23 protein-coding genes and 2 pseudogenes are annotated in these 26,844 nt (G+C 61.8%); 8 read left to right on the plus strand and 17 right to left on the minus strand.

Going from position 1 to position 26,844, the window contains the following annotated elements; all coding sequences use genetic code 11:
• The first annotated feature begins 98 nt into the window (after positions 1–98).
• Positions 99–2,288 carry an adenylate/guanylate cyclase domain-containing protein gene (locus tag AC0L17_RS07455; protein WP_473515332.1) on the plus strand — a complete coding sequence of 730 codons (2,190 nt, stop codon included), beginning with the start codon at positions 99–101 and terminating at the stop codon, positions 2,286–2,288.
• A gap of 137 nt (positions 2,289–2,425) precedes the next feature.
• Here AC0L17_RS07455 and AC0L17_RS07460 read toward each other — a convergent pair whose 3' ends face one another.
• The 3 genes from AC0L17_RS07460 to AC0L17_RS07470 form a co-directional block, all read right to left on the minus strand.
• Positions 2,426–4,024, minus strand: a complete 1,599-nt coding sequence (locus AC0L17_RS07460) for an ABC transporter substrate-binding protein (protein WP_473515333.1) — start codon at positions 4,022–4,024, stop codon at positions 2,426–2,428.
• Between the two features lie 550 nt (positions 4,025–4,574).
• A complete protein-coding gene (gene dusA / locus AC0L17_RS07465) occupies positions 4,575–5,567 on the minus strand; it encodes a tRNA dihydrouridine(20/20a) synthase DusA (protein WP_473515364.1) in 993 nt (330 codons plus the stop codon).
• 241 nt (positions 5,568–5,808) lie between these two features.
• Entirely contained in the window at positions 5,809–6,735 is a 927-nt protein-coding gene (locus AC0L17_RS07470) for a LysR family transcriptional regulator (protein WP_473515334.1), read from the minus strand.
• A gap of 131 nt (positions 6,736–6,866) precedes the next feature.
• Between AC0L17_RS07470 and AC0L17_RS07475 the strand changes: the two genes are divergently transcribed.
• Positions 6,867–7,403: a phosphoribosyl-AMP cyclohydrolase gene (locus tag AC0L17_RS07475; protein WP_473515335.1), complete on the plus strand. Its 537-nt coding sequence runs from the start codon at positions 6,867–6,869 to the stop codon at positions 7,401–7,403.
• 113 nt (positions 7,404–7,516) lie between these two features.
• Here AC0L17_RS07475 and AC0L17_RS07480 read toward each other — a convergent pair whose 3' ends face one another.
• From AC0L17_RS07480 to AC0L17_RS07490, 3 genes are read right to left on the minus strand one after another with little or no spacing between them, the layout of a single operon-like run.
• Positions 7,517–7,888, minus strand: coding sequence for a hypothetical protein (locus tag AC0L17_RS07480; RefSeq protein WP_473515336.1), 372 nt, complete (start codon positions 7,886–7,888; stop codon positions 7,517–7,519).
• Complete coding sequence (locus AC0L17_RS07485) at positions 7,881–8,144, minus strand: hypothetical protein (protein WP_473515337.1); 264 nt, start codon at positions 8,142–8,144, stop codon at positions 7,881–7,883. Before AC0L17_RS07485 ends, AC0L17_RS07480 begins: the two co-directional genes overlap by 8 nt.
• 25 nt (positions 8,145–8,169) lie before the next feature.
• Positions 8,170–9,057, minus strand: a complete 888-nt coding sequence (locus tag AC0L17_RS07490) for a LysR family transcriptional regulator (protein ID WP_473515338.1) — start codon at positions 9,055–9,057, stop codon at positions 8,170–8,172.
• 175 nt (positions 9,058–9,232) lie between these two features.
• Here AC0L17_RS07490 and AC0L17_RS07495 point away from each other — a divergent pair, with 175 nt between their 5' ends.
• The 3 genes from AC0L17_RS07495 (at position 9,233) to AC0L17_RS07505 (ending at position 12,029) form a co-directional block, all read left to right on the plus strand.
• Positions 9,233–9,643: a DoxX family protein gene (locus AC0L17_RS07495; protein ID WP_473515339.1), complete on the plus strand. Its 411-nt coding sequence runs from the start codon at positions 9,233–9,235 to the stop codon at positions 9,641–9,643.
• Positions 9,644–9,708: 65 nt separating this feature from the next.
• The gene (locus AC0L17_RS07500; protein WP_473515340.1) at positions 9,709–10,584 is read left to right on the plus strand and encodes a pirin family protein; all 876 of its coding nucleotides are present in this window, start codon (positions 9,709–9,711) and stop codon (positions 10,582–10,584) included.
• 209 nt (positions 10,585–10,793) lie between these two features.
• Positions 10,794–12,029, plus strand: a complete 1,236-nt coding sequence (locus AC0L17_RS07505; protein WP_473515341.1) for an aminotransferase class V-fold PLP-dependent enzyme — start codon at positions 10,794–10,796, stop codon at positions 12,027–12,029.
• 88 nt (positions 12,030–12,117) lie between these two features.
• Here AC0L17_RS07505 and AC0L17_RS07510 read toward each other — a convergent pair whose 3' ends face one another.
• The 4 genes from AC0L17_RS07510 to AC0L17_RS07525 all read right to left on the minus strand — a co-directional run bounded on the left by AC0L17_RS07510 (position 12,118) and on the right by AC0L17_RS07525 (position 16,606).
• Positions 12,118–13,446, minus strand: coding sequence for an aspartate aminotransferase family protein (locus AC0L17_RS07510; protein ID WP_473515342.1), 1,329 nt, complete (start codon positions 13,444–13,446; stop codon positions 12,118–12,120).
• An 85-nt stretch (positions 13,447–13,531) separates the two neighbouring features.
• Positions 13,532–14,719: a phosphotransferase enzyme family protein gene (locus AC0L17_RS07515; protein WP_473515343.1), complete on the minus strand. Its 1,188-nt coding sequence runs from the start codon at positions 14,717–14,719 to the stop codon at positions 13,532–13,534.
• 129 nt (positions 14,720–14,848) lie between these two features.
• Positions 14,849–15,517 carry a haloacid dehalogenase type II gene (locus AC0L17_RS07520; protein WP_473515344.1) on the minus strand — a complete coding sequence of 223 codons (669 nt, stop codon included), beginning with the start codon at positions 15,515–15,517 and terminating at the stop codon, positions 14,849–14,851.
• Positions 15,518–15,709: 192 nt separating this feature from the next.
• Entirely contained in the window at positions 15,710–16,606 is an 897-nt protein-coding gene (locus AC0L17_RS07525; RefSeq protein ID WP_473515345.1) for a LysR family transcriptional regulator, read from the minus strand.
• A 75-nt stretch (positions 16,607–16,681) separates the two neighbouring features.
• Here AC0L17_RS07525 and AC0L17_RS07530 point away from each other — a divergent pair, with 75 nt between their 5' ends.
• From AC0L17_RS07530 to AC0L17_RS07540, 3 genes are read left to right on the plus strand one after another with little or no spacing between them, the layout of a single operon-like run.
• A complete protein-coding gene (locus AC0L17_RS07530; RefSeq protein WP_473515346.1) occupies positions 16,682–17,839 on the plus strand; it encodes a four-carbon acid sugar kinase family protein in 1,158 nt (385 codons plus the stop codon).
• Entirely contained in the window at positions 17,836–18,849 is a 1,014-nt protein-coding gene (gene pdxA, locus AC0L17_RS07535; RefSeq protein WP_473515347.1) for a 4-hydroxythreonine-4-phosphate dehydrogenase PdxA, read from the plus strand. The genes AC0L17_RS07530 and pdxA overlap by 4 nt, the downstream gene beginning before the upstream one ends.
• Positions 18,846–19,544 carry a beta/alpha barrel domain-containing protein gene (locus AC0L17_RS07540; RefSeq protein ID WP_473515348.1) on the plus strand — a complete coding sequence of 233 codons (699 nt, stop codon included), beginning with the start codon at positions 18,846–18,848 and terminating at the stop codon, positions 19,542–19,544. Before pdxA ends, AC0L17_RS07540 begins: the two co-directional genes overlap by 4 nt.
• A 107-nt stretch (positions 19,545–19,651) precedes the next feature.
• On the opposite strand, the pseudogene AC0L17_RS07545 reads toward AC0L17_RS07540, so the two are convergent.
• The 7 genes and pseudogenes from AC0L17_RS07545 to tdh form a co-directional block, all read right to left on the minus strand.
• Positions 19,652–19,865: pseudogene (locus AC0L17_RS07545) on the minus strand (ISAzo13 family transposase); the annotation flags it as partial.
• Positions 19,866–20,044: 179 nt separating this feature from the next.
• Positions 20,045–21,499: an aldehyde dehydrogenase family protein gene (locus AC0L17_RS07550; protein ID WP_473515349.1), complete on the minus strand. Its 1,455-nt coding sequence runs from the start codon at positions 21,497–21,499 to the stop codon at positions 20,045–20,047.
• Positions 21,496–22,770 (minus strand): NAD(P)/FAD-dependent oxidoreductase, encoded by a 1,275-nt coding sequence (locus AC0L17_RS07555; RefSeq protein ID WP_473515350.1) that lies wholly within the window; start codon positions 22,768–22,770, stop codon positions 21,496–21,498. Before AC0L17_RS07555 ends, AC0L17_RS07550 begins: the two co-directional genes overlap by 4 nt.
• Before the next feature lie 56 nt (positions 22,771–22,826).
• A complete protein-coding gene (locus AC0L17_RS07560; protein ID WP_473515351.1) occupies positions 22,827–23,996 on the minus strand; it encodes an alanine racemase in 1,170 nt (389 codons plus the stop codon).
• A 21-nt stretch (positions 23,997–24,017) separates the two neighbouring features.
• Positions 24,018–24,884, minus strand: coding sequence for a GNAT family N-acetyltransferase (locus AC0L17_RS07565; RefSeq protein ID WP_473515352.1), 867 nt, complete (start codon positions 24,882–24,884; stop codon positions 24,018–24,020).
• Positions 24,885–25,137: 253 nt separating this feature from the next.
• The gene (locus AC0L17_RS07570; protein WP_473515353.1) at positions 25,138–26,445 is read right to left on the minus strand and encodes an NAD(P)/FAD-dependent oxidoreductase; all 1,308 of its coding nucleotides are present in this window, start codon (positions 26,443–26,445) and stop codon (positions 25,138–25,140) included.
• Positions 26,446–26,658: 213 nt separating this feature from the next.
• A pseudogene (tdh, locus tag AC0L17_RS07575) lies at positions 26,659–26,844 on the minus strand (L-threonine 3-dehydrogenase); the annotation flags it as partial.

Below are 26,844 nucleotides of genomic sequence, written 5' to 3' on the forward strand. Positions count from 1 at the left end.
TTCAAGGCAAATCGTGACCCAAAGCCGACCAGAGCAGGACTAGGCTCCGAAGCGATACTCTTTTATCATGGTACAGTTGCCCAGCGCCGGAAACTACCATGGAGCGCAGGCTTGCGGCGATACTTGCCGCTGACATCGTTGGCTACAGCCGCCTTATGGAAGCCGATGAGGCGGATACCCTCGCGCGCCTGAAGAGCACCCGCGAGAACCTAATCGATCCGAAGATCGCCGCTCATAAGGGGCGCATCGTGAAGCTCATGGGCGACGGCGCGCTCATAGAATTCTCCAGCGTGGTCGACGCGGTCGGTTGCGCCGTCGAAATCCAGCGGACGATGGCGGAGTGCAACGCCGAACTGCCGAAGGAAAAACAACTCGAATTCCGCATTGGCGTAAACCTTGGCGATGTGATTGTCGAAGGGCAGGATATCTATGGCGACGGCGTGAATGTCGCAGCGAGACTGGAAGGATTGGCCGAACCCGGGGGCGTCTTTATTTCAGGAACGGCGTTCGATCAGGTCGAGAGAAAGCTGGATTTTGAGTTCGAATTCTTGGGTGAACAAAAGCTCAAGAACATCGAAAAACCTATTCGTCTGTATCGGGCAGGCCCGCGGGCACGCGCCGCATCCGGAACAGTTCCAGCAAAACGCAAGCGCTATATCGAATGGCGCCGGCCGGCGGTCGCGGCGACGGCGCTGATCCTGATCGCCGGAGGTGTAGCACTTTGGAAGGTCGTTGGGGACGGTTCAGGACCGCCGGTCGAGGTGGCCTCCAGGGAAAGAATGGCGCTCCCGCTACCTGACAAGCCATCGATCGCTGTATTGCCATTCACCAACATCTCGAGCGACGCCGGCCAGGAGCACTTCGCCGACGGCATGACCGATGACTTGATCACCGACCTTTCCAAGCTTTCCGGCCTTTTCGTGATCGCGCGAAACTCGACATTCGTTTACCGCGGCAAGCCGGTAAAAATCAGCCAGGTCGCCGAAGAACTTGGCGTGCGTTACGTTCTCGAGGGAAGCGTACGGCGAGCCGGCGAGCAGGTGCGAGTCAACGCCCAGCTCATCGATGCCCTCACCGGCGGGCATGTGTGGGCGGACAGGTTCGATGGAAACGTCGCCGATATTTTTGCGGTCCAGGACATTTTTGTCGCAAAGATCGTCGAAGCGTTGAAGGTCAATCTCACCACCACCGAAAAAACGGAAATTGCCCGCGCCAAGCCGGACAATATCGCAGCCAAGGAAGCTTTCGAAGAGGGTTGGAGCCTTTATCTCCGTTACAACGCAAAGGACACAGCTGCCGCCATCACTTCCTTGAAAAAAGCAACCGAACTTGATCCCGAATATGGGCGAGCTTATGCCGCCCTGGCGCTGGCCTACTTCCGCGTCGTTGACTCACTTTGGGGTAAAGAACTCGGTAGGGACGAACCATATTTCTGGTGGGGAGCTCACGATTACGTAGAGCTGGCCAAGAAATATCCAACGTCACTGTCTTATACGGTCGAGGCATTGCGGAACGTTTATCAAGGTCTGGCCAAAGATGCACGCAGGAATGCCGGTCGAGCGATTGCATTGGATCCCAACGACCCCGAAGCACACATCGCAATGGCTTGGGCGCTGACGATCTCAGGCGAACCTGCCGAGGCGCTGAATTTCGTCGCGACCGCCATGCGGCTCAACCCGACCTATCCAAGCCACTATGTTCTCGCTCGTGGATTGGCGCTTTTTGCAATGGGCGATCTGAAACAAGCGGCTGAGGTGTTCGGAGACGGCGTCAGGCGAAACCCAGACGCAACTGCGCTTTTTCTACCACTCAGTTCCGTGCTGGCGCAGCTCGGGCGCCGGGAAGAAGCCAGGCAAATGCTCCTGAAGTTCCGACCGGGTGCAGACCAGAAAGGGCTCGAAAATCTTCCCGACACCTATATCTTCTCGTTCCAATGGGATTATGAACACGCAGGCGTGCGGGAGCGCCTGTATGATGGTCTCCGTATCGCTGCGCTGCCGCTGGCCATCACCGTTACGAGCCTGGAAACAGAGCTTGAGACCGGCAATCCCTTTTCCCAGCAATATGCGGCAGAGCGACTGGGCTGGTTTGGACCAGCGGCAGCACAAGCCGTTCCGGCTCTGGTTGAAGCGCTTAAGGTTGAATATCTCCGCCGGGATGCCATCGAGGCGCTGGGAAAGATCGGGCCTCCGGCACGAGCTGCGATACCTGCGCTCGTGGCACTCCAGAATGAAGCTCTAATTGGCATTCACGCAAAGGACGCACTGTCCAAAATCAGAGGCAATTGATCGACCCTGGACACGCGCCCGGGATTTCCGCTTGTGGTCCAACGCGGACCTGCTGCGATGTCCGCTCGGGACCCGCTGGTGGGGGCAAGAGACATTAGACGCGTCCAGTCCGCCATCCCAGTTTATGAGTAGACGGCCTAGGCGAACCACCAGCGTTCGGCGATCTTAAGCCCGTCCATCGGCCAGTTCGACGCCACCTCGCCATGGGCGAGAGCCTTGGTGTGGGCATCGACATAGGAGTTGAAGACGACATTAATGAGCCCGCCGTCGTCATGCAGCAATTGCTGCATTTCGGCATACATGCCGGCACGCTTGGTATCGTCGGTCTCCGAACGGGCGGCGACGAGCAGCTCATTAAAGCGCGGATTTTTCCAAGACGTTTCGTTCCACACCGCTTCCGCCGCATAGGCGGTGGTGAACATCCAATCGCACGTCGGCCGGCCGGCCCAGTAAGAGGCGTAGAACGGCTTCTTGAACCAGACATTGTCCCAGTAGCCTTCATTGGGCTCCCTGATCACATTCAGGTTGAGTCCGGCCGCCCGGGCATGCTCCTGCCACAGGAGAGCCGAGTCGGTCGCACCCGTGAACCCGGCATCCGCGACCGACAGGTCGAACTGGGTGTTCTCGGCCCCCGCCTTCTTGAGAAGGCTCTTGACTATATCGGGGTCGTAGACATGCTTCGGCTGCGGATCGATCGCGAACTTGACGGTCGGTGCGATCGGATTGTCGTTGCCGACGGCGCCGTGGCCGAGAAACACCTTCCGCACGATCTCGTCGCGATTGAGCGAGTACTTGATCGCATTGCGCACATTGGGATTGTCGAAGGGCGCCTTCTGGACGTTCATGACATAGACGTAGTGGCCGTAGCCCGTCGTCTCCGAGATCACGAGATCGGGGTTCTGCCTCAGGATGTCGAGCGTCTTCAGATCGCAGCGATCCATGTAGTGGACCTCGCCGGTGTTGAGCGCGTTGGTGCGCGCCTTCACATCGTTGATCGCCAGGCATTCGACACGGTCGAACCAGCCCTTGTCGGATTTGAAGTAGCTCGGGTTCTTGTTAAAGGTGGCGATGACGCCGGGCTCGAATTTCTCGAGCATGTAGGGGCCGGTGCGGATGCCCGACTCCCAGTCGACGCCGCCCTCTTTCGCCGGCATGACCGGGATGTCCGACATGATGTAGGGGAAGTCGGCATTGCCGCCGTCGAGTTCGAACACCACCGTCTCGGCACCGTCGGCGACGACATTCTTGACCGAAGCCAAGAGCGATTTCATCACCGATTTCGTGCCCTTGACGTTATGGTGCCTGACAGAGGCCACGACATCGTCGGCGGTAACCGTCTTGCCATTGTGAAAGGTGGCTCCTTTCCTCAGTTTGAACACCCACTTCTTGGCGCCGTCTGACGGCTCAAAGCTCTCGGCGAGGTCGGGGACCACGTTGCCCTTGGAATCGATCTCGGTTAGGCCATTCGACAAGGTTCCGAATAGCGCGGTGCCGGTGAACGGGTTGACGCTGGTACTACCCGGGTCCAGTGAATCGGTGGCGGCGGCATCGCCGATGCCGATCTTCAAGGTGCCGCCCTTCTTGGGCTCGGCGCGCACCGCCTGGACGAACATCGCATTGGCGGCCGTGGCGGTAAGGCCGGCGGCGAACGCCAGCTGAACAAAGTCGCGACGCGAAATGCTGCCTTTCGCGGCAAGCTTGGCGGCCAACTTCAGTTTCGTTGCAAATTCCGTCACAGATGCTCTCTCCCTCGAACGGGAAGATCATGCGAGACCCTCGGCGGCCCGAGAGACTTTAGGACGATAGCACAACAGGCATTCCCGACCTAACGAGGAACCTCCGGCAGCGCACGGTCGGACTCGTGTCCTCTCGCTTGCTCCCGCGTGGACTTGGGCCTCACCCGGGGCGGATGGATCGGTCGATATCCAGTTCGTTGGCTGCGACGGAAAGATTGCCAACTGTATTTCGATTACACCTGGCTGGAGTTGCTGGGTTCGCCTCTATCACCCGCGCACGCAAATTTTAGATCACACATGGGTATTCCCGGAGCCGAAGCTGATGAATTGATATGAGGATGTCGAATGTCCGCTCTTCCAAAGCTGCCCTGGAATCGCTTTCGCTAATGGCGCTACTTGCCCGTTCAGGTGGCCGCTACTGTTGATTGCAAGCGACCCTGGGCAGCCTTTCGAAATGGGGGCCCAACAGAATCATCATTTGTTCTGGCTTAGCGTTGTTTGGCGTACCTTCAACGCGATGCCCTCCACATGGCCTTGCGCGATTGGACAGTCAGGCTGCTTCGGAGTCCGTCCTGCTAAAATCGACTCCAGCGAAAGCCGCCTTCAGCACATCCGGTCCGGCGCCGGGCCTTGTCGCATCGGTCGAAAGGATCTGCCGGTAACGGCGCGCACCCGGCTGACCGTGGAACAGGCCGACCATGTGACGGGTGACATGGCCAAGCCGCCCGCCCCGCTCAATATGGCGTGCCGCATAATCCGCCATCGCATCGATCAGCGCGGCAAAATCGAACGTTTTGGGCTTCTCGCCGTAAAACGCCGCGTCGACGCCTGCCAGAATGCCCGGCGTATGATAGGCGGCGCGGCCGAGCATGGCGCCGTCGACATGATCAATGTGGTCAAGCGCCTCTTCAAGGGATTGAATTCCGCCGTTGATGCCGATGAATTTGTTTGGTTTTTTTGCCTTCAGTCGATACACTCTGTTGTAGTCGAGCGGCGGGATGTCGCGGTTCTCCTTCGGGCTCAGCCCTTCCAGCCACGCCTTGCGGGCATGCACCCACAGCGCGTCGGCGCCGGCCGCGAAAACCCCGTCCGCCAGCGCATCGAGCGCCGGCTCAGGATCCTGCTCGTCGACGCCGATGCGGCATTTGACGGTGACGGGGATGCCGGCAGTGGCTTTCATCGCCGCGACGCAATCGGCGACCAGGTCAGGTGCTTTCATCAGGCAGGCGCCGAACGTACCCGACTGGACGCGGTCGGATGGGCAGCCGACATTGAGGTTGATCTCGTCATAGCCGAAGGCTTCGCCGATGCGCGCCGCCTCGGCAAGCTTCTGCGGATCGGAGCCGCCGAGCTGCAACGCGACCGGATGTTCCGTACCATCGAAACCAAGCAAGCGCTCGCGCTCGCCGTGGATGACCGCGTCGGCCACCACCATCTCGGTGTAGAGCAAAGCCCGGCGCGTCAACTGGCGATGCAGGAACCGGCAATGCCGGTCCGTCCAGTCCATCATGGGCGCTATGGCGAATTTTCTATATTTTTCCATCATTTACACACAGATTTTTAAACCACGAGATTGGTCAGACTGACATCGCCGGCCACTATAATATGTGACCCATTTCATTCTATTTTCAAAGCGTAACCATCTATGTCACTCAACACCGCTTTTCTGCTTGAGGGGATTTTTCCTGTTGCCCGATAGCACGGCTGCTGAGGTTTTCGGAGGGAAGGCCGGTCCCGGCGCTCACCAGCAAGTACAGGAGGCAATCACTCAAGGCAAACGGGGTCTAGGGAAACTGCTCTCCGCGGGCTGCTCGGATCTCCTCCTTGACCGCCACAAGTGCGGTGGTCAGCTTCTCGAAAGCCGAATTCATGGGCGAGGTACGACGCCAATGAAGGGCGATCTCATGTCGCGCTTCTGGATGATCAAGACGGCGGAGGATGAATTCCGGGTCCCGGATCGCCTCTCCCAACGCATAAAGCGATGGCAACACCGCGACACCAGCGCCCATGACAGCCATTTGGCGAACGGCGTCAAGGCTCGCGCCCTGATAGTCCCGGCTAACCTGCGTTCCCGCCAGTGCGGCAAGTCGCTCGACGATCTCGGTGAGCCGGTATCCCGGGCTCAGGGACAAAAGCGGCTTCGCGGCAAGATCCGCAAGCGTAACGGGGCCGTCTGACGATGAGAGGGGATCATCGGCCGCAGCGCAGATCCACAGAGTTTCAGTGAACAACGGGCGGGTGCGAAACTCGGGGTTTTCCGTCGGGGAACCGATAACCGCATCCAACCGCCCCTCACGCAAATGGTTCAGCAAATCGCGCGTTGCACCCTCCTGAACGGCTAGCCTGAGATCGGGAAAAGACGCATGCAGTCGGCGGGTCGCCAATGGCATGTAGTAGGCTCCGACCGATGGCAGCACGCCGATGTTGAGGCGCAGGTTCAGCTTGCCATCGGCGTGTCTGGCCAAGCCCCGGAACTCTTCCAGATCCCGCAAGATCGCGCGCGCTCTGGGCAAAAGGATTTCACCCAGTGGCGTGAGCTGCACACGCCGGGAGGTGCGCTCGAACAGGGCAATGCCAAGTTCTGCCTCCATGGTCGCGAGCTGTTTGGACAAGCTGGGCTGGCTGACGGCCAGCTCCTGAGCGGCTGCGCCAAATGCGGACTGATCGGCGACCGCCACAAAATACTGAAGCTGGCGGAACGTGGGGCGCATGATGAATGTTCCTCTGATTGATAGCTGGAAGCTATCGATTCAACAGAAAATTACCATTGGTTTCATCGATCTCCGGTCACCAACTCATCCCCGTGGGCGGCGACGCCCGTGTAGCAAACGGAGAAAACAGAATGCTCAACAAGATAGCGATGTCAGCCAGCGTAATTGCCCTGATGGCCGTGGGATCCGCGCAAGCCAAGGGAATGACTCCGGTTACGGCGGACGAAGTCGTAGCGCTTCAGAAAGCCTGGGGCGAGGGTATTGTCGACATCGGGCAGGTCTTCACTGATGGCGGCGACTACAGAGCTGCTGCCGAGGAGCATCTCAAGAAATTCTATGCCTACGGAAAGGAAGAAGTTCTGTTCAAGCCCACCCTTGCAAACGAAGACCAGTTCCGCGGCACTTTCGAGGAAGCATTGTCATATTTCGTTACCGGAACCGTGAGCGAAGACAAGGGATTTGCGATTGCGCCCTACACCAAGGTGCGCTGGGAAAACGAAGGCACGATCGTCGACAGCGATAGTGCCATGTCGATGGGCAACTACTATTTCACGAAGACGGACGGTTCCGAGACCAAGGTCGAATACTCTTTTGGAATTGAGCGAATGGGTGACGGTCAGCTGAAGATCGTCCTGCACCACTCGTCGCTGCCTTATTCGCCAAACTGAACTGGGACGAGAACCTCTTCAGGTTGCGGCAGTAGGCGAGCAGGGCCGGATCGACCGGCCCCGCTTCGCTTTTAGGGTGCCCGCACCTTGTCCGGCGCGGCCTGTGCCGACCGTTAGTTCCGCAGGATCCTCACCCAACTGCGTATCCCCTTGCGGAGTCGTTCGACATCGTACCGCTCGTTAGGGGCATGAATGGCATCGTCGGTGAGGATGAAGCCCGTCACTATGCAATCGACGCCAAGGCGGTCGGCAAGCAGTCCCACCAAGGGAATCGTGCCGTCCGTTCCTTTGATCAGGGTTGGCTCTGGCCATTCTGCGTCAAGCGTCCGCACCGTGGCTGCAATGTAGGTGCTGGCTTCGTTCACCGACACCGCCGAGTTCCCGCCGGCTCCCTCGAACACGACGCGGCAATCGGCAGGAAGCTGAGCCTCGACGAAATGTCGAAACAACGCGCGGATGTGTTCCGGTCGCTGCCCGTCAACCAAGCGGAACGACAACCGAGCCGAGGCCGATGAGGGAAGAACCGATCGTTCGCCCGGGCCTGTATTTGCGGACGAGGCTACATCCCGCCTCGACCCGGTCAGCCAGAAGCAGGTGATCGATTTTCTGATTCAGACAGTGCGCGAAACCGGGCTTGGGATTCTTCTCGTCACGCATGACCGCGCGTTGGCTGAACGAATTTCTACAAGAACGATCAATCTGGCCGGGCACGACTAAGGTTGCTGGCTCCGCGGCAGACATGCCCAAATCCGCTAGGTGAACGCTCTCAGCCGGATTTGCGACTGGCCGCCTCGCCGTAATATTCGAGAAGGATGTCGATCAGGACCCGCACCTTGCGGGAAGGGAAAGCCCCCGGCGGGCGTACGACGAACATGCCGAGCTCAGGGGTTGTATATCTCTCCAGCAGCGGCACGAGACTGCCCGCTGCGACATGCGTTTCGGTTAGAAAGTCCGGCAGCGCGGCCACCCCCACACCCGCCAAAGCAGCAGCCAGTACGGCCTCTCCGTTGTCGGCGGTAAAGCGCCCGCGCGGCCGCACTGTGACGGTTTTGTCGCCATCCAGGATTGGCCAGACCTCACCCTTCCTGGTCACGGCCTGATGATGCGCCAGATCCGCTAGGGTCTGTGGCGTGCCGTGGGTTGCGATATAGGCAGGGCTGGCAACGAATCGCGCCCGGAATGCGCGGATCCGCCGGGTGATAAGGCTTGAATCGCGAAGCATCCCGAGCCGTATGGCGCAATCGAACCCTTCACCGACGAGGTCGACGAAGCGATCGCTGTAGGACGTGTCGAGATGCAGCAAAGGGTGACGGCGCGCGAGTTCGGCAAATATCGGGGGCAGCCTTGTTATGCCGAACGACAGAGGCGCGGCGATGCGCAGCAAGCCGCGCACCTCGCCTTCCGGCGAAAGTGTCTCCTGTGCGGCTTCCAATTCGGCGACGACGCGCATGGCGTGTTCCCGGAAGGCTGCGCCGGCTTCAGTTAGAGCTGAGCCGCGCGTGGTGCGGGAAAGCAGTTGGGCGCCAAGCGCTTCTTCCAGCCGGGTCAGACGCCGGCTGACGATCGACTTGGCCAGCCCCAACCGGCGCGCCGCGGGGGCGACGCCACCCGCATCCGCCACCTCTACGAAGGTCCGCAAATCATCCAGAACCATGTCGTTCCTATTTTAGCAACTCAGAAACCGGCTTCTTGCGCCTAGTAGAGCGAATTTTGGAACGCTAACATGTCTCCCGACTGACTACCATCCGTTCGGAGGCCCTGGAGGCCGCCACCGTTGAAATCAAAAAGCTGGCCGCATGACGCGGCCTGATCAAGAAGGAAGACAATCAATGAGCACGAATTCACTCACGACAGCGGCCGTTCCGGCCGGAAAGGTCAAAATCGCTGCCTGGGTCCTGCGCGGTCTCGCCGCTGCCGCATTCCTGGCGGCCGGCGGCGCGAAGCTTGCGGGTGTGCCGATGATGGTCGGCATTTACGAGCAGATCGGCATCGGTCAGTGGTTCCGGATCGTCACCGGCGTCGTGGAAGTCGCCGGCGCCATCGGCCTGCTTTTTCCGGCGACCGCGGGACTGGGCGGGCTTCTGCTCGCCGTCACCATGGCATGCGGCGTGATCACCCATCTCTTCGTCATCGGCGGCAGCGCGGTGCCGGCCCTTGTGCTGATGGTCATCACCGGCACGGTCGCCTGGCTGCATCGGGCCAGCATTGCCGGCGTGCTGAACAGCTTGAAACAAATCTGAAAACAGGAGCAATACCGATGGCACATCCTGCTTTAAAAAACGCGTCACCGATACCAAGACGCATCGTGCAACAGACGCGCGGCCACGGCCAAGGGTTCATCACCCGGCTGATGAGTCCTAGCGACCTCGGACAGGCCCTGAAGCCATTCGTCTTTCTCGATATCTTCGATGCGGACCGGGCAATGCTTCAGGCCGTGGAGAGAAGCGGCGGGATGCCGATCCATCCCCACTCCGGCGTCGCCACGGTGACAGTCATCACCGAGGGTCACGCGCGCTATGATGATCCGGCCATCGGTGCCGGCGAGATCGCCTATGGCGGCGTCGAATGGATGCGCGCCGGCGGCGGCGTCTGGCACGGCAAGGAGATGACGGCGGGAGATGTCTCGCGCATGCAGGGTTTTCAGCTCTGGCTGGCGCTGCCGCCCGAACTGGAAAACGGGCCCGCCGAAAGCCGCTATATCGATGCCGGCGACATGCCCTATGCCTGGCCTGCCCATATCATCGTTGGCAAGTACGAAGACGTCCGGAGCCCCGTGCCGGCGCCGGACGGCATCAACTATCTGCTGGTGACCTTGCGGCCCGGTGAAAGCTGGAGCTATGCGCCGCCGCCGGGCCACAGCGTCGGCTGGCTGGCGCTCGCCAAAGGAACGCTCGATGCGGGCTCGACGATCAGCGCGGGCGAGATGGCGATCTTCGAGAATGGCGAGGCGCCGATTTCCGTCCAAGCAACAGGTGGGCAAGCAACCGGTGGCGAAGACGCCGTTTTCGTCCTGGGTTCGGCGGTGCCGCACCCGCATCCGCTCCATCTCGGTTATTATTCCGTGCACACTTCTGCCGAAGCGCTTGCGGCGGGCGAACGCCGCATTGCCGAGCTGGGCCAAAAACTGAAAGAGGCAGGCGACCGGCAAACGGCGTCAGGGTCGGTTCCGGTGTTTCGATGACGGGAATGGTCGGCAAAATTCGGGAATGGGAGCATGGCAAAATATTCTGAAACTTGCCGGGCTTTCGGCACGATAGTGCCGATCTGAGGCTGGATTGGCATCCATTCGGGCAGGCCGGCTTGTATGGTGATGGCCACCAGACTCGCCGGCCTGCCCTTTTCTCTTGGCAGCTGGAGGACTGTAACGCGCGGGATCTGAAAGGCAGGAGCATGAACTTCATCGACGTGGATTCTCCGACTTCCGACACCCCGGAAGCGTTTTGGCAGGGGGTGCGGGCGGCCTATCCGCGGCAGGAGCCGCTCTTGAACCTGAACAATGCCGCAGTCAGCCCACCGCCACTGGAGGTCGAGCAAGCGGTCGTCGACGCCTACCGGCTCATCAGCCGCAATCCCGACGTCAATATGTGGAGCAAGCTCGACGCCGCGCTGCCCGATATCAAGGCGGAACTTGCGCAGCTGATCGACTGCGCGCCTAGCGAAATCGCGCTCAATCGCAACTCGTCAGAGGGTCTGTCGACGGCGATTTTCGGCATTCCGCTTCAGCCGGGCGATGAGGTGCTGATTTCGCCCTGGGATTACCCCAGCGCACGCGCCGGCTGGCTTCAACGCCGGGAACGCGAGGGTATCCAGCCAGTCGTCTGTCAATTCGGCCTCCTCGACGACGACGAGGCGATCATCGAAGCCTATTCGCGCGCGATCACGCCGCGCACGCGGGTCATGCTGCTTACGCATATGTTTCATTGGAACGGCCGCCTCCTGCCGGTCGAGCGCCTGTGCGCGCTGGCGCGTGAGCATGGTATCGTCACCGTGGTCGACGGCGCGCAGACTTTTGCACAGATGCCGGTCAGCTTCCGCAAGCTCGGCTGCGACATCTTCATTACGAGCCTGCACAAATGGCTCGGCGCACCTGTGGGCAACGGCATGCTGGTCGTCAGGGAAGGCCTGATCGACGACACCTGGCCGCTGCTTGCGCCCTTCGATCCGCCGCCGCTCAGGATCGACAAGTTCGATCACTGGAGCCTTGGCACCTATAATTCGGCCATCCAGGCTGGCGTCATGCCGGCGATCCGCCTGCATCGCCGGATCGGCGTCGAGAGGATCCAGCGGCGCCTCAGCGAACTCACGCGGTACTGGATCGAGCGCGCACGCGACATTCCGGGCTTTCGCCTGCATACGCCGCTTGATGCCGGGCCCCTGGATGCCGGACCCTTGGGCGCCGAATCCTTGGGCGCCGTGGCGCTCTTTTCCATCGACGGCGTGGATTCGCGCCAGCTCGAGAGCGTGCTGCGCGAGCGACACCGGGTCCATGTCAAATATCGCCGGGTCGAGGATATCGCGGGGATGCGCGTTTCCCCGCACATCTACATGCGCAAGGACGAACTCGATCTGTTTGTCGACGCGCTGCAAGCGGCCGTCAGCAGCTGCGGAGCGCGCGCGTCCCGCTGAGCCAGCGCATCGGCACGTACCGTCAAGCGGCGACATGCTCGACGACCAGTAGCGGAATCACCTGGCCACCTGGTCGCAGGCATGCGGTCTAGCCCGCGACCTTGATGAGCGCCCGCTCCATGGCTGCAAGGAAGAGGTCGACATGCTCGGCCTGGCAAACGAGCGGCGGGCGCACTTTGAGCGAATCCTCGTTGGCCCCTGTCGTGCTGACAAGGACGCCGTCGTCGCGCAATGCGTTCACGACATCCAGCGCCATTGCCCGCCGGCTTGCCGCCGGGGCACCCTCACGCCCGATGTCGATGCCAAAGAACAGACCGGCGTTTCGGATAGCGCGAACTCCGTATGGCTGCTGTGCGATTTTCTCCAGCCCGGCTCGGAGGCGCTGGCTCATGGCAAGCGCTTTCTGGGGGATCTGGTCGCGCTGCAGGATCGCCAGCACGGCGTCGGCGGTCGCTATGCCAACCGTATTTCCGGCGAACGTGTTGGAGTAGCGAGCGGTTGCGCCAAATTGCTCCATCGGTGCTTTGCGACCAACGACCGCGCCAATTGGAAATCCGTTGCCCATCGGCTTGCCGAGGGTAGCGAGATCGGGAACGATCCCGTGCCGTTCAAAGCCCCACATATGAGCGCCGGTTCGCCCAAAACCCGGCTGAACTTCGTCGGCGATGACGAGACCACCTGCCTCCCGCACCGCCGCAACTCCACCGGCGATGAAGCCGGGGGGATCGACCCATACGCCATCGCTGGAAAAAATACTGTCGATGAGCAGGGCCGCAACGCCGATGCCACGACGGTTCAGATCTACGATGGCCGCGCGTACTTGCGCCTCGAAAAAGTCCGCAGCCTGGGCTTCCGGCACACCCTCCGGCCCCGGCAGGGAAACCATGCGCACGAATGGGCTGAGCTTGACGGCGTCGCCCAGGTTCGGGGAAACCGCGGCGACAGCCGCGCTGGTGCCGTGATAGGCGTAGCTCGAGACGATCACGCCTTCATTGCCGCTCGCAAATCGCGCGATACGCAGGGCCAGATCGTTGGATTCACTCCCCGTGCAGGTAAAAACCACCCGGTCGAGCTCGCTTGGGAAAGTGTCGACCAGTCGCTCGGCATAGTCGATAAGTTTTGGCTCGAGATAGCGCGTGTTGGCGCTTATCCGGCCCGCCTGTTCAGCCATTGCGGCGTTTACTTCCGGGTGGCAATGGCCGAGCGACGGCACGTTGTTGTAGAAATCAAGATAGGCACGCCCGTCAGGGTCGTAGAGCCACATGCCTTCGCCGCGAACGAAGTGCACGGGCCGGCGGTACTGGAGCCGATAGGAGGCCCCAAGTACTTCGTCGCGGCGAGCAATGAGTTCGGACTCGCGCCTCGGAAGATCGGATTCGCCGGGCCTGTAGCGATTAGGCATGAGATCTGTGGACATGTGCTGCTGCCTATCTGAAAGAGTACCTTGATCAATTCGCGGTTCGTCTTTTGGCTAGCGTGCCGGTCGAGCGAACCGAGATGCGTTACGGCTGAAACGACGACATTGCCGCCAGGACGGCTGCCTCGCCCGATGCGACACCAAGAGGCGCCAGGATGGAAAGTCCGTGCTCGGCACGCGAGACATTCTTTTCGATGTATTGGGCATCGGCCGGAAAAAGGTGGGACCGCCAGTAGTTGACCAGGATCAACGCGCTTTGTCGCGCCCGCATCAGTCCGACGAGCAATTTTGCTTCCAGTGCCGAAAGTGCAATGACAGAGGCATAGCCGGCAATAAGATGCTCGGCTCCACCCAAAGGAAGTGTCGAATCCCCTACGACGTGACTTGCTGCGATCGCCAGGTCCTGGATCCTGGGGCTCCAGCAGCCGTCGCCGAAATCGATGAAACCCATCCCCTGGCCTGTCACCATCATGTTGAACGGGCTGGGATCATTATGAGTAACCTGCCACGCCACGTCAGAGATTTGTGGCTCAACGAATTCCGCATACTCCGACATCGCGACGCGTACGTTATCGGCAACGCTCTGGGATGGCAGGTATTGCTCCAGTTCCATCAGCCTCGACCAGCAACCGACATGCCAAAGAACGGGACGGTGAGCCGCGGGCTCACTGACCAGCTCAAGAGCCAGGTCCAGCTGGGCGAGAGCACTGCCGGTTCGAAAAAGCAGGTCGGGAGTTGGCGCCGCCTGGTGCAGCGGAATGCCCCCGATCCGGGTCTGCAAGTACCCGCACACCCCCTCTTGCTCGAACATCCCCTCTTGCTCGAACATCAATGCGCCGCTGGTCGTGCGGAGCACTTCGGGTGCGACGAAGCCGGTGAACCCTTGCAATCCGGCCATAGCGGCGGTTTGAAAACGAAAGCTGTCGACCGCCTCCGCTGTTGCCGACGTCTTCAGGATCAACCGGCGGCCGTCCGACAGCTTGACCCCAACGGTGCGCTCAACCTCGGACGACAATGTCGCGACCGACCCCGTCAATCCGTAGTGGCGCTTCAGCAGTGCCGCGGACATGTCCGGTTCGGAAGCGCCCGGCCGCATCGCCATGCTTGCGGCAGCAGCGCGAAAATAGGCTTCGGTCGAAGCTGCCGCGTAAGCCAGACGGTCGCGTCCTGCCGTCATGGAGCCATCGAGCTGACCAGCTTCTTCATCGGGGACCAGATCACCATAAGCGCCCAATTCGAAAGATCCTCGCCTGTTGGGACGGATGTTGTTCATGGTTCGACAGATGGAGCGCTCCAGCGATGGCGCCCCGCAGTTCTATTTCTCGCGGTCGTTGAGACGGCGCCGCTGGCCGCCCTCGCAAATGGGCGCAGTGCTCTGCGGGCTCCGGCCTATCCTCGCCCCTCAAAGTCCGAAAACGCCGGGCAGCTGCGTTACATCGCGGATTTCGGTGTATTCGTAAAAGGGATTGGCCGGCTCGTGGCCGCGATTGACCCAGACCTTGCTCTTGATCCCCAGATCATAGGCGGACATCAGGTCGTGGCGGAAAGACGAGGACACATGCGTGATATCCTCCGGGCCGCAACCCAGCATATCGAACATATATTCGAACGCCTTGAAGTGCGGCTTGTAGGCACCCGCCTCTTCAGCGGTCAGGACGGCATGAAAGGGCGCACCGAGCTTTGCCACGTTCGACGGAATCTGGGCCACCATGGAGTTCGTCAGGGTGACCAACGGAATTTCCTTGGCCAGCTTGGCCAATCCCTCGGGGACGTCCGGATGCGGCCCCCAGGTCGGGATGCGATTGTAGATCGTTTCGGCGTCTTCGGCACGGAATGCGATGCTGTTGCGGCGGCAAGTGCGATCGAGCGCGTTGTGAACGACATCCGCATAGGGCTTCCAGTCCTGCATTACCTCGTCGAGGCGGTAGCCCTGGAAGTTTTTGATGAATTCGTCCATGCCCGGCCCATCCAGAAGATGACCGAACAGGTCCCTGGCGGCTTCCGCCATCTGGAAATTGATGAGCGTGCCGTGGCAATCAAACGTCACGTATTTCGGCCGGAAGCGATCCATATCCCTGGTTCCTGTCAATCTGCCCTATCAGCAGAGCATAATCGCAAGCCCCTGGCAGAATGTGCCGCAATGCAGGGTCATTCAGCAGAAGGCCCTCCGGTCGACCGAAAAACCAGCACGCCCTTTCGCAGTGCTGTCTCGTTCGACGTGCCTGAGCCGATAGGGGCGCAAAGACGACCTTATTTTCTTGGTTCAGCTGTTCTCAAGCACCTGCCGCTTGAACGATCTCTCGGACTCTGCGGTCAGCCAATCGCGCAATGCGGAGAGGCCGGTTGAAACAATGACCGACTTCGGATGGATCAGGCCGTAGTCCGTCCCGTCGCGATCAAAGCCAAGTGGTGCTTCCAATCGCCCATTCGCGACGTCATCCGCTGCAATCGCCTGGGGGGCAAGAGCAACGCCAAGACCACCCAGGGCCGCTTCTGCCATCAGGAAATGATGATCCAGCAATCGGATCGTTCGAGGACGCGGCGCGTTCATGTGCGCGTCGAGCCACGCTTCCCAGGCATCCGGTCGCGTCCGTGATCCGAGCGCCACATAGTCGCCACTCTCGAACCGCTTGCGCAGGGATGGCAGCATGACCGGACCAACCCGTTCCGGCATCAGCCTGATGATGGTCCATTCCGGGTCGACCAGAAAATCGAGTCGGCGGATCGCAAGCGTCACCCGGTCACGCGCGAAGTCGAGCCCTCCGCCGCCGGTCGACAGGTGCACCTCGACATCCGGGTACCGATCCTGAAACCCGGACAGGCGCGGGATCAGCCAGCGCATCGCCAGCGAGCGCTCGCAGGACAGGATGATCGGAATGGGCGTCGAGCTGGATCTGATCTCTGCCAAGGCATCAGTGATTAAATGGAACGCCTTGCCGGTTGCCTCCGCCAGCTTCGCGCCATCGGAGGTCAGACGCACCCCTCGCCCGTCCGCTTCGAGCAAACGCAGACCAAGATCGGCGGCCAGTTTGGAGACGCGGCGGCTGACTGCACCATGCGTCAGAGCGAGTTCGGCTGCCGCAGCACGCACAGACCCCAGACGCGCCACTGTCTGGAAGGCGCGCAGATCGTCCAAAGAAGGTACGTCAGATCGTTTCATTGGTGATCACATATCACTACTAGTCGTCAGATCATATGGATAATCGATGCCGATCGTTCTGCTATTATCACCGACATGAAGCGGAACACATCTCTCCTGGTCGGGATAATCGCCGACGACCTGACCAGCGCTACCGACGGCGCGGCGGCCTTTCTCGCGAGAGGCTATGCACCCGTGATCAAGCGACAAGTCGACGGCACGGAGAATGGCGCTATCGCTTCGATCGATACCAACAGCCGCGCCTCCGATATCTCGCAGGCAAGAAAGGCTACGGCCGACGCCGTGTCTGCCCTCTCGAATGCCCGCCTTCTGTTCAAAACGATCGATTCGACCCTGCGCGGCCATATCCGCGTGGAAGTCGCCGCCGCCTTTCGCGCCAGCGGCCGGAGCAGGCTTGTCATCGCTCCAGCCTTTCCCGCGGCGGGGCGGCTCACCGTCGGCGGGATCCAGACGGTGAACGGCATTCCCGTGAGTCAAAGCGTCTACGGCCGCGATCCAGTCCATCCCGCAGGCACATCGCACATTGCTAATCTGATCGACCCGTCCCTGGGGAGACCGATCATTCTCGCCCCAGACAGTACCGGCGATGCGGCGACGAACGCATCCATTCTGATCCTCGATGCCTGCAGCCAGGGCGTACTGAACCGGCAAGTCGCCAGCATCCCCGATCCTGAGACTGTTCTTTGGGTGGGCTCTCCTGGTCTCGCCATCGTGCTGGCATCGCTGCTTCCTGCCGTGCCGGACGTGCGTCCGGTAACGGGCAAAGCCGCCGGGCGGGTGGTGATCGTCGCAGGAAGCGCCAATCCGGTGACGCGCACCCAATGCGAGGCCTTGCGGGTACAAGGCGTTCCCGTCGTCGGCGACCTGGCCGACGCTCCCGGCGACGCCCGTGTGATTTGCCTTCGGACACCATTGCAATGGCAGGAGAATGCCAGCGCGGTGACGACGAACCTCGCCGGACAAGCAGCCGCAGCGGTCGCCCGGCATGAATATGACGCGGTGATCGCCACCGGCGGCGAGACGATGGCGGCGATCCTCGACCGCCTCGGCATCAGCCGTTTCTGTCTCACCCGCGAGCTGGAGCCCGGCTTTCCGGTCGGCCGCGCCGAACGGGCGGACGGAACGTCGCTCACCATCGCCATGAAGGCGGGAGGCTTCGGCTCATCCTCGGCACTCCTTGATGCCGCCCGCGACCTGCTGGCCAAACCGCTTTCACGAAAGGCTGATTCATGACCGCCCATGACGCTCCTCTCGCCGTGACCATGGGTGATCCCTCCGGCATCGGCCCCGAGATCATCGCAAAAATGTATCTCCGTCGCCCGGACAAGCGGCACTGGATCGTCGTCGGTGATCCGCTGGTGATGACCCGCGCCCTTTGCGCGCTCGATGCTGAAGTGCGGGTCCGGCCGATCGCTTCAGTCGATGAGACCGTGCTCGATGACGGAACCCTCAACGTGCTTTGCTCCTCGCAGCTTTCCGCCCTGCCACCGGTCAGCCAGGTTTCGGCCGTCAGTGGACGCGCGGCGTTCGACGCCATCGTTGTCGCGATCGGACTGGCGCGGGACGGTTGGGTGGGCGGCATCGTAACGGCGCCGATTCACAAGGAGGCCCTCGCAGCAGCCGGTCTGCACTATCCCGGCCACACCGAAATCCTGGCCGATCATGGCGGGGCTCCCAAGGTCGCCATGATGCTGGCGAACGAGGACATTCGCACGGTTCTCGTCACCATCCATTGTTCGTTGTCCGAGGCGATCCGCAAAGGCGATTTCGCGGCGCAGATGGACGCCATCCGGTTGGCCCATGCCGGTGCGCAGGCGCTCGGCATCACCCATCCGCGCGTCGCCGTCGCCGGCCTCAATCCGCATGCCGGCGAAGGCGGTCTCTTCGGAGACGAGGAAATCCGCATCATCCGGCCGGCGATCGAGGCGGCCCGTGCCGAAGGCATCGACGCCTCCGGCCCATGGCCAGGCGACACTGTGTTCATGCAGGCCCGCAAGGGCCGGTTCGACATCGTGGTCGCCCAGTATCACGACCAGGGTCTCATCCCGGTCAAATATATGGGCCTCGACCATGGCGTGAACGTCACGCTGGGCCTGCCTTTCGTGCGCACCAGCCCCGATCACGGCACCGCCTTCGACATCGCGGGGTCCGGCGTTGCCGACCCCTCCAGCCTGGAGACCGCCTTCGACTACGCCCTTCGGCTGAAGGCTTCTCTCCCGAACCAGAAAGCCGTCACCCCATGACCCAATTCGACTTCATCTTCATGCTGACACGCAACGACCGCACCGTGACCGACGCCGCCGTCCACGCCGAAACGGCGCTCGGGGCCGGAATCCGCCACATCGGCTTCAAGGACATCGGCCTGCCGCTCGACGCGCTCGCTGGCCTCGCCCGCCAGATCCGCGAGGGCGGAGCCAACACTTATCTCGAAGTTGTATCGCTCGACCGCGACAGCGAGATCCGCTCGGTCAAGGCGGCGATCGACCTCGGCGTCGACTTTCTTCTCGGTGGCACCCATGCCGAAGACGTGCTGCCGCTGCTGGAAGGGACGCCCATCCGCTACTATCCGTTTCCGGGTCGCATCGTCGGGCACCCGAGCATTTTGGAAGGATCGCAGGCCGAGATCGTCAAAAGCGCCGTCGCGCTCGCCAGCCATCCCGGTGTCGCCGGTCTCGACCTTCTCGCCTACCGTTCGGCAGGCAATGTGCCATCGCTGATCGACGCTGTGTGCCGGGCCGTGCCCAAGCCCGTTATCGTCGCGGGATCGGTGGACCGGCCGGATCAGGTCGAGACAATTCGCAACAGTGGCGCAGCGGGATTTACCGTCGGCACCTCCGCGCTGGACGGCCGGTTCCCGGCAGAGGGCCCCGCACTGGAATTCCAGCTGCGGGCGATTTTGGCTTGCCTCGAAGAACATCAAGAGAGCGTGGGAGGTTAGTCCTGGTCAAAATAATCACAAATTGAACTCAGCACGGCGGAGCTTCGAACGATCGAGGAAGCTCCAGACCAGAATTCTCTGCCACTACATTCGATCGCAAGACAAACGCCCTGTCGACGCACCTGCCCGCGCGCCGTCGCAACATCGAGGTCTTTGATGCCACGCCCGATCGTCGAACGGGCCAGACCGGTGATCTCAGACACCACCGCAAGCCCACAACCCGCAGCACGAGCCTCACTCGCAGCGAATACCCGGCGGCCACGCTCGTCCGCTTCGAGCGGTCCGCCTCCACCGCTGCTCGATTCCGCGTCGGTCGATCATGCCCGATCGGTAACCCACAAAGCGACCGAATAGAATCGCAACCTGATGAGTCAAACCGACGCAGACGTCACCAAATCCGATTCAGTCATCAATCGACATGTTCTAACTGATTAGCGATCCGCTCAGCCTACAGGCGTAGACGGCGCCACCTGCGCCCTCTGCGCCAGGCGAAATGTCGCCTAGAAATAGCCGAGGATGGATTTGACCTCGAGATACTCCAACATGCCTTCGATGCCATATTCGCGCCCGTTTCCGGACTGCTTGAAACCGCCAAACGGGGCGTGCGGGTCCCAGGCGGGGTAGTTGAGATGAACCTGACCGGCGCGGATCCGCGAGGCGACGTCCCGGACGGCGCCCATATCCGTGCCCTGCACATGGGCCCCCAGGCCGTAGACCGTATCGTTGGCGATAGTGACGGCCTCCTCGACTGTGTCGTAGGGGATAATGCAGAGAACTGGCCCGAAGACCTCTTCCTGGGCAATGCGCATGCCTGTGCGCACGTCGGAAAAGATGGTCGGCTTGACATAGAACCCGACATCTAGGCCGTCCGGACGGCCCAGTCCGCCGGTGAGCAGCTTCGCGCCCTCCGAAACGCCGACGCCAACCATGGTTTGGATGCGGTCGAACTGGGAACGGTTGGCGATTGCACCGTGAGTGGTGGCCTCTGAAAGCGGATCGCCGACGATGATCTGGGCTGCGGCCCTCCTGGCGATTGCCTCGATCTCGGACAGCCGCTCGCGCGGCACGATCATGCGCGTCGGCGCGCTGCATGATTGGCCGAGATTGCGGAAGGCGGCGGCGACGCCCGGCGAAACGGCACGATCGAGATCGGCGTCGGGCAAAATCACGTTCGGCGACTTGCCGCCGAGCTCCTGCGACACGCGCTTGACCGTCGGCGCGGCGGCCTGGGCCACCGCGATGCCGGCACGGGTCGAGCCGGTAATGGAGATCATGTCGACATCCCTATGGGAGGCGAGCCCCATACCCACGCCTGGGCCGTCACCATTGACGAGGTTGAAGACACCGGCAGGGAAGCCGGCTTCCTCAATCGCCTCGGCAAACAGCAGCGCGTCCAAAGGAGAGAGTTCGCTTGGCTTGAGCACGACCGTGCAGCCTGCGGCGAGCGCCGGCGCAACCTTGGCGGTGATCTGGTAGAGTGGCCAGTTCCAGGGCGTGATCAGCGCGCAGACACCGATCGGTTCGTGGGTGACGGCGGTGTGGCCGCGCTGCTCGACGAAGGGGAAGGTTTGCAGGACATCGCGAGCGACCTGCACATGGGCGATCGCGAGCGGCACCTGCGCGGTGCGCGCATATCCGATTGCCGCGCCCATTTCGAGGCTCAAGCATTGCGCAAGCAGTTCATTGCGCGCTTCGAGCAGCGCCTGCAGGCGATCAAGCAGACCCGCGCGGTATTCCGGCCTGGTACGGCTCCAGGTGGCGAACGCCCGGCGGGCCGCTGCAACGGCCGCGTCCACATCCCAGCTGTTTCCGAGCGGAAACCGGGCCACGATCTCTTCGGTGGCGGGATTCACCACGACGCTCTGGGCGGTGCCTCTCGGCTCGACCCATTGACCGTCGATGAAGAACTTGTCGAGGCGGCCGTTGCGGGACAGGTGTTCGAGGGGCGAAATCATGTGACAAGGTCCTTCATGCGGTAGTAGGCGCCGAGGATCGGCAGGAACCAGGGACGCCCGAAGTATCCAGGGATCGCCGGCCAGTCGAAATCCTTCCAGGGGTTCAGGTCGGGACGCCCGTCCATGACATCGGCCATGATGCTGCCCATCAGCGTCGACATCTGGGTGCCGTGGCCGCTATAGCCCATCGAGTAGTAGATTCCGTCGCGCTCCCCGGCGCGCGGCAGGCGGTCGCGGGTCATGTCGACCATGCCGCCCCAGCAGTAATCGATGCGGATGTCGGCCAGTTCCGGATAGACCTCGACCATCGCCGCTTTCAGGATCCGGCCGCTCTTCTCGTCGGACTGCGGGTTGGACACCGCAAACCGGGCCCGCCCGCCGAACAGCATGCGATTGTCCGGCGTCAGCCGCCAGTAGACGACGAGATTGCGCGTGTCGACGACATTGCGTCGGGTCGGCATGAGGCGCTCGAGTTGCGGAGGCGACAGCGGTTCCGTCACGACCAGGAAGGCGCCGACCGGCACGATCCTGCGGCGGATCCATCCGAGCGGACCGACCTGGGAAATGCCGCTCGCCAGCAGGACCTGCCGCGCGACGATCTTGCCGCGCGGGGTCTCGACCTCATGCCCGTCGGCGACCTTGCGCAAAACCATGACGGGGGCGTTTTCATAGACCTCTGCGCCCCGCCGCGCCGCAGCGGTCGCCAGGCCCCGGACGAAACGGCCGACATGCATGCTGGCGCTCTTGGGAAACAGCAGCCCGCCATGGTAGCGGTCGGTGCCGACTTCGCTTCGCAGGTCGGCGCGCGCGATCATCCTCGTTCCGGGATCGACATTGGCGGCCAAGAGTTCCTGGCTGCGCGCCAGCACGTCGTAGTGCTCGGGCTTGGCGGCAAGCTTCAGCTTGCCGACGCGGGAGAAGCTGCAGTCGATCTTTTCTTCCTGCACCAACCGCTCGACCATATCGACGCCGGCGTCGAAAGCCTTGTAGAGCGCGTTTGCGGCCGGCTTGCCGTGCTTGCCGGCCATGATCGCGTAGTTCTGGGCAAAACCGTTGTTGCACATCCCGCCATTGCGACCGGAAGCGGCGTTGCCGATCGTTTCGGCCTCCAACAGTGCAACCCGGGCGCCCTTTTTGGCGAGGGCCAGCGCGGCGGAGGATCCGGTCAGGCCGCCGCCCACAACCGCCACATCGTAGTCGCCTTCGAGCGGTTTGGACGCGCCCTCATTGAACGGCTGAGAGGTATCCAGCCAATAAGATGTAAACTTCATGATTGCACCACCAGTGCGTCAGCTTGCATGGGCGCCATGCGTTGCGACTGCAGCCCCTACCATCCGCGGATCCGCTCCCAACGCGCTTCGATCCGGGGACTGTCCCCGTTGACGACGCTGTAGAAGTGATGCTGGGCGGCCATCGCGCAGGCATGGTTGGGCAGAATCCGAACCCGAGCCCCGAGCGGCAAATCGGGCATGGACTTTCCAGAACCGGCACGAATGGCGAGGATACCGTGTTCCTGGCTGGCCTGCGCCACGATCACATCTTCAAGCACCCGCCCCTTTTCATCGCAGACCACGCCGTAACCCTGGTCGATCTTCTGGTTTGCGGTTCCGCGGTCGCGCGAAAGCGCCATCCATCCCGCGTCGACCAGCACCCATCCCTTTTCCGGCTTGGCGCCGATCACCGTGGCCAACACGGAAATCGCGATGTCGTCGATGGCACAGACCCCTACCCCGTGCTGGACGAGATCGAAGAACATGTAGACCCCGGCGCGCAGCTCCGTGACGCCTTCGAGGTTCTCGGCGAAGTGCGCCGTCGGCGTCGAGCCGAGGCTGACGATCGGGCAGGCATGGCCGTGGGCGCGCAAAGTTTCGGCGGCGCGCACGGTGGCCGAACGCTCGTCCTCGGCTGCCTTGACCAGTGCATCGGGCGTGCTTAAGCCATAGGACTCGCCGGCATGGGCGAGGACGCCGACCAGGTTGGCGCCGCCTGCGACGACCCTGTTGGCCACATCGAGCAGCTTGGGATCGTCCGGCTTCAATCCGCCGCGATGGTCGTCGCAGTCCAGTTCGATGAAGACCGACGGCGTCACACCGGTGGCTTCGCGTACACCGGCCAGGGCGTCGGCCTGCTCCACGCAATCGAGCAGCAGCTTCACATCAGCGCCGGTACGGCGACAAAGCTCCATGGCGCGGACGGCCGAAGCCGGCGAAATGCCGACTGCATAGGTGATGTCTCGAAAGCCGTGGCCGGCGAAATACTCCGCCTCGGCGATGGTCGAGACCGTGATCGGGCCCGGTTCGCCGGGGAACACATGTCGGGCGACGTCGATGCTTTTGGCCGTCTTCATATGCGGGCGCAGCACCACGCCAAGCTTTCCGGCATGCTCGGCCAGACGCCGGATGTTGCGCTCGAGCCGGCCCCGGTCCAGAAGCAGCGACGGGGTGATGAGGGCGTCGATCGTTTGGACCGCCTCACGGATATCTACATTCGTATCCATCGCTCTCTCCTACCTCATTCCTCAACCGAACGACTGATTTGCCAAGGCATACATGCGGGCCGTCCCGTCTGAGACGGGCCGTAGCCCCTTGACCATCGCGATCACAGCACCGACACGCGCGAGGCCCAGGCTCTCCAGCCAGTCGCCCAATCCGTGTTCGGCATAGACGTCGATGCGCACGAATTGGCCGTGAAGCGTCGCAAGCTGCGCCAGGATCAGGAGCCGCGCGTCCTGGGCGCTTTCGGCTGCAACAGGGCCGACCACGTAGCCGCGGCCGAACCGCCTGGCGATGGCGTAGCCTGCAATCCGCCCCGCGCGTTCGATGACCAGAACATTGCCAGCATCAGCGAGCGCAGCCACCATCGACGGCCGGGGCATGCCTGTCGCCCGCTCGTCAAAAGCCTGGATCGCCGCGAGGTCGGAGACCGTCGCCTGACGGATGTCGTCGCGGGTACTCTGCGTCACGGCGACGCTCAGCGAGCCCTGGTGCTGAATCACCGTGCCCCAGGCATTGAAGCCGCGTCGCTTGTAGAGCGCGAGCCCCTCTTCCGTCGAATTGAGCAGCACGTTGCGCCCGTCCGTGGCCTGAAGCAACCCGTCAAAAAGCCGGGAGCCGTTGCCGCCGCCTTGGGCTGAGCCGGTGACTATGATCATCCCGGCAGTGGCATGGGCCTGTCCGTAATTCCAGGACATGGCAGTGCCGATCACTTGTCCTGCCCGCTCGAGGACCAGGCCATTGCCGACCGTCACGGCAAATTCCCAGTCCTCCTGGCGATAAGGCCAGCCCATTTCCTGCGACAGCTTCAGCGCGCCCGGCACATGGCGGGTCTCGAATTTCATCAGCTCGGTCGGGGCGCTGACGCTATCCCTGTCATGATCAACGGCCATAGGTGCAACGCTGTCGCTTGATCCAAAGTCACATTTGTAGTCGGACCTTAGAGTGGCGTCCGGCGGGCAGATTTCGCTGCTGTTATGCCCCTTCAATTCAGCGGGATCATTCGTTTTGAGCCGTCCGTCGGCATGCCATATGGCGCAAATCGGGCGAGGAATGCGGCAAGACCACTCGGGCGTCGCTCAGGCGAGGTGCAATGCAGACCTCGGCGGCATCCTTCGGTCCAGTCTGCCACGCGCCTGACCAACGTCAATGCAATTTGAGACGCGGACGGACAACCCGGTTGACATGGCCGACCAGGATAAGAGCCAGGCCCTTGATCCAGCCATGTATGGCCACCAGGTGCATGCGGTACAAAGAGACGTAGATCATCCTGGCCAGCCGCCCCTCGATCGCCATCCGCCCTCCGACGAGGTTTCCCATCAAGCTACCGACGGTGGAAAACCGGCTCAACGACACGAGCGAGCCCTTGTCCCGATAGACAAATGCCTCCGGCGTTTCCCCGGCGATCAAGTGAAGAATGTTGCGATAAGCGGTCGATGCCATCTGGTGGGCAGCCTGAGCTCGTGGTGGCACCGGGCCCCCCGCCCCTTCCGGCTTGAAGAAGCAGCAGTCGCCGATAGCGAAGATGCGCTCGTCCCGGCTCGTTTGGAGGGTGGGAAGGACGACAAGTTGCCTGCTGCGCGCCACCTCGAGTCCGTCGAGCTCTCCTAGAATATTTGCCCCCTGCACGCCTGCAGCCCAGACGCAAATATTGGCGTCTATCTGCTCCCCGGTAGCACACCTCAATCCCTTTTCCGTTGCTTCGGATACAGCTGTGTTTGCGAGCACCCGGACGCCGAGGGCCTCAAGTTCCTGATGCGCGGCCTTTGCTAAAGCATCTGGGAGAGCCGGAAGAATCCGCGGCCCGGCCTCTATCAAAGTGACCCTCAACCGGGTCTCGTCGAAGACTTCCAGGCCATAATGTCCAAGAGATGATGCAGCATTGTAGAGTTCAGCAGCGAGTTCGACGCCTGTCGCACCGCCACCCACGATAGCTATATCAACAAAGGCGTCGTCGGTTGAATCAGCTGACATTGTCCTGGACACTCGAAGACAATGATTCAACAACTTCAATCGAAAGCGATCCGCTTGGTGACGGTCTTCGAGGAAAAGGCAATGATCCTTGACTCCGGGAGTGCCGAAGTCGTTTGAAACCGACCCGATTGCGATAACGAGGTAGTCGTATCGGAGCCGATGTCGACCGACCAGTTCCGACCCGTCATCGTCGAATATCGGCGCCACTGTGACCTGCCGCGCGGTGCGATCGATGGCCTCCAGCGACCCGTAGAAGAAGCGGTAGCCCCAACGGTGCCCGTGGCCGCGGTAGCCCACTTCGTCAAGATTTGCGTCGAGTGATCCGGCCGCAACCTCATGGAGCAGCGGCTTCCAGACATGGGTGTGGTTCCGCTCGACAAGAATGATATCGAAATCCTTGCGGCCGAGACGTGCTCCGAGCCGGCGCACGAGTCCAAGACCTCCAGCCCCACCGCCAACGACGACAATTTGGGTCTTCATTCGTGCTTGCCCGGTCCGTAGCGGAATGCTTCTCGACATGACCAACCGCTTGTCAGCGGCTGGTGCGCCGGATGGCAATCAAGTCCTGGATTCGATAGCCCTGAATGATAAAGAAGCGTCATCATCGCCCTCGCGAAACTCAAAAATCGCCCTGCCCCGGGCGTTCATGCCACAGATGGCGAGCCTGGAGTCTAGCCCCAAGCGCCGCCCACACCAATCCATCACCACCTTGCCGGAATTGCCGCTCTTCATCGCCTCGAAGCCGGAAATGTAGTCGTCCACGCCGATGCGGTGGGTGATCAGCCCACTGACATCGAGCGGACCCTGCACCAGCGCGATCATCTTGTACCAGGTCTCGAACATTTCGCGGCCATAGATGCCCTTGAGATGCAGCATCTT

The sequence above is a fragment of the Mesorhizobium sp. WSM4829 genome (assembly GCF_055811475.1).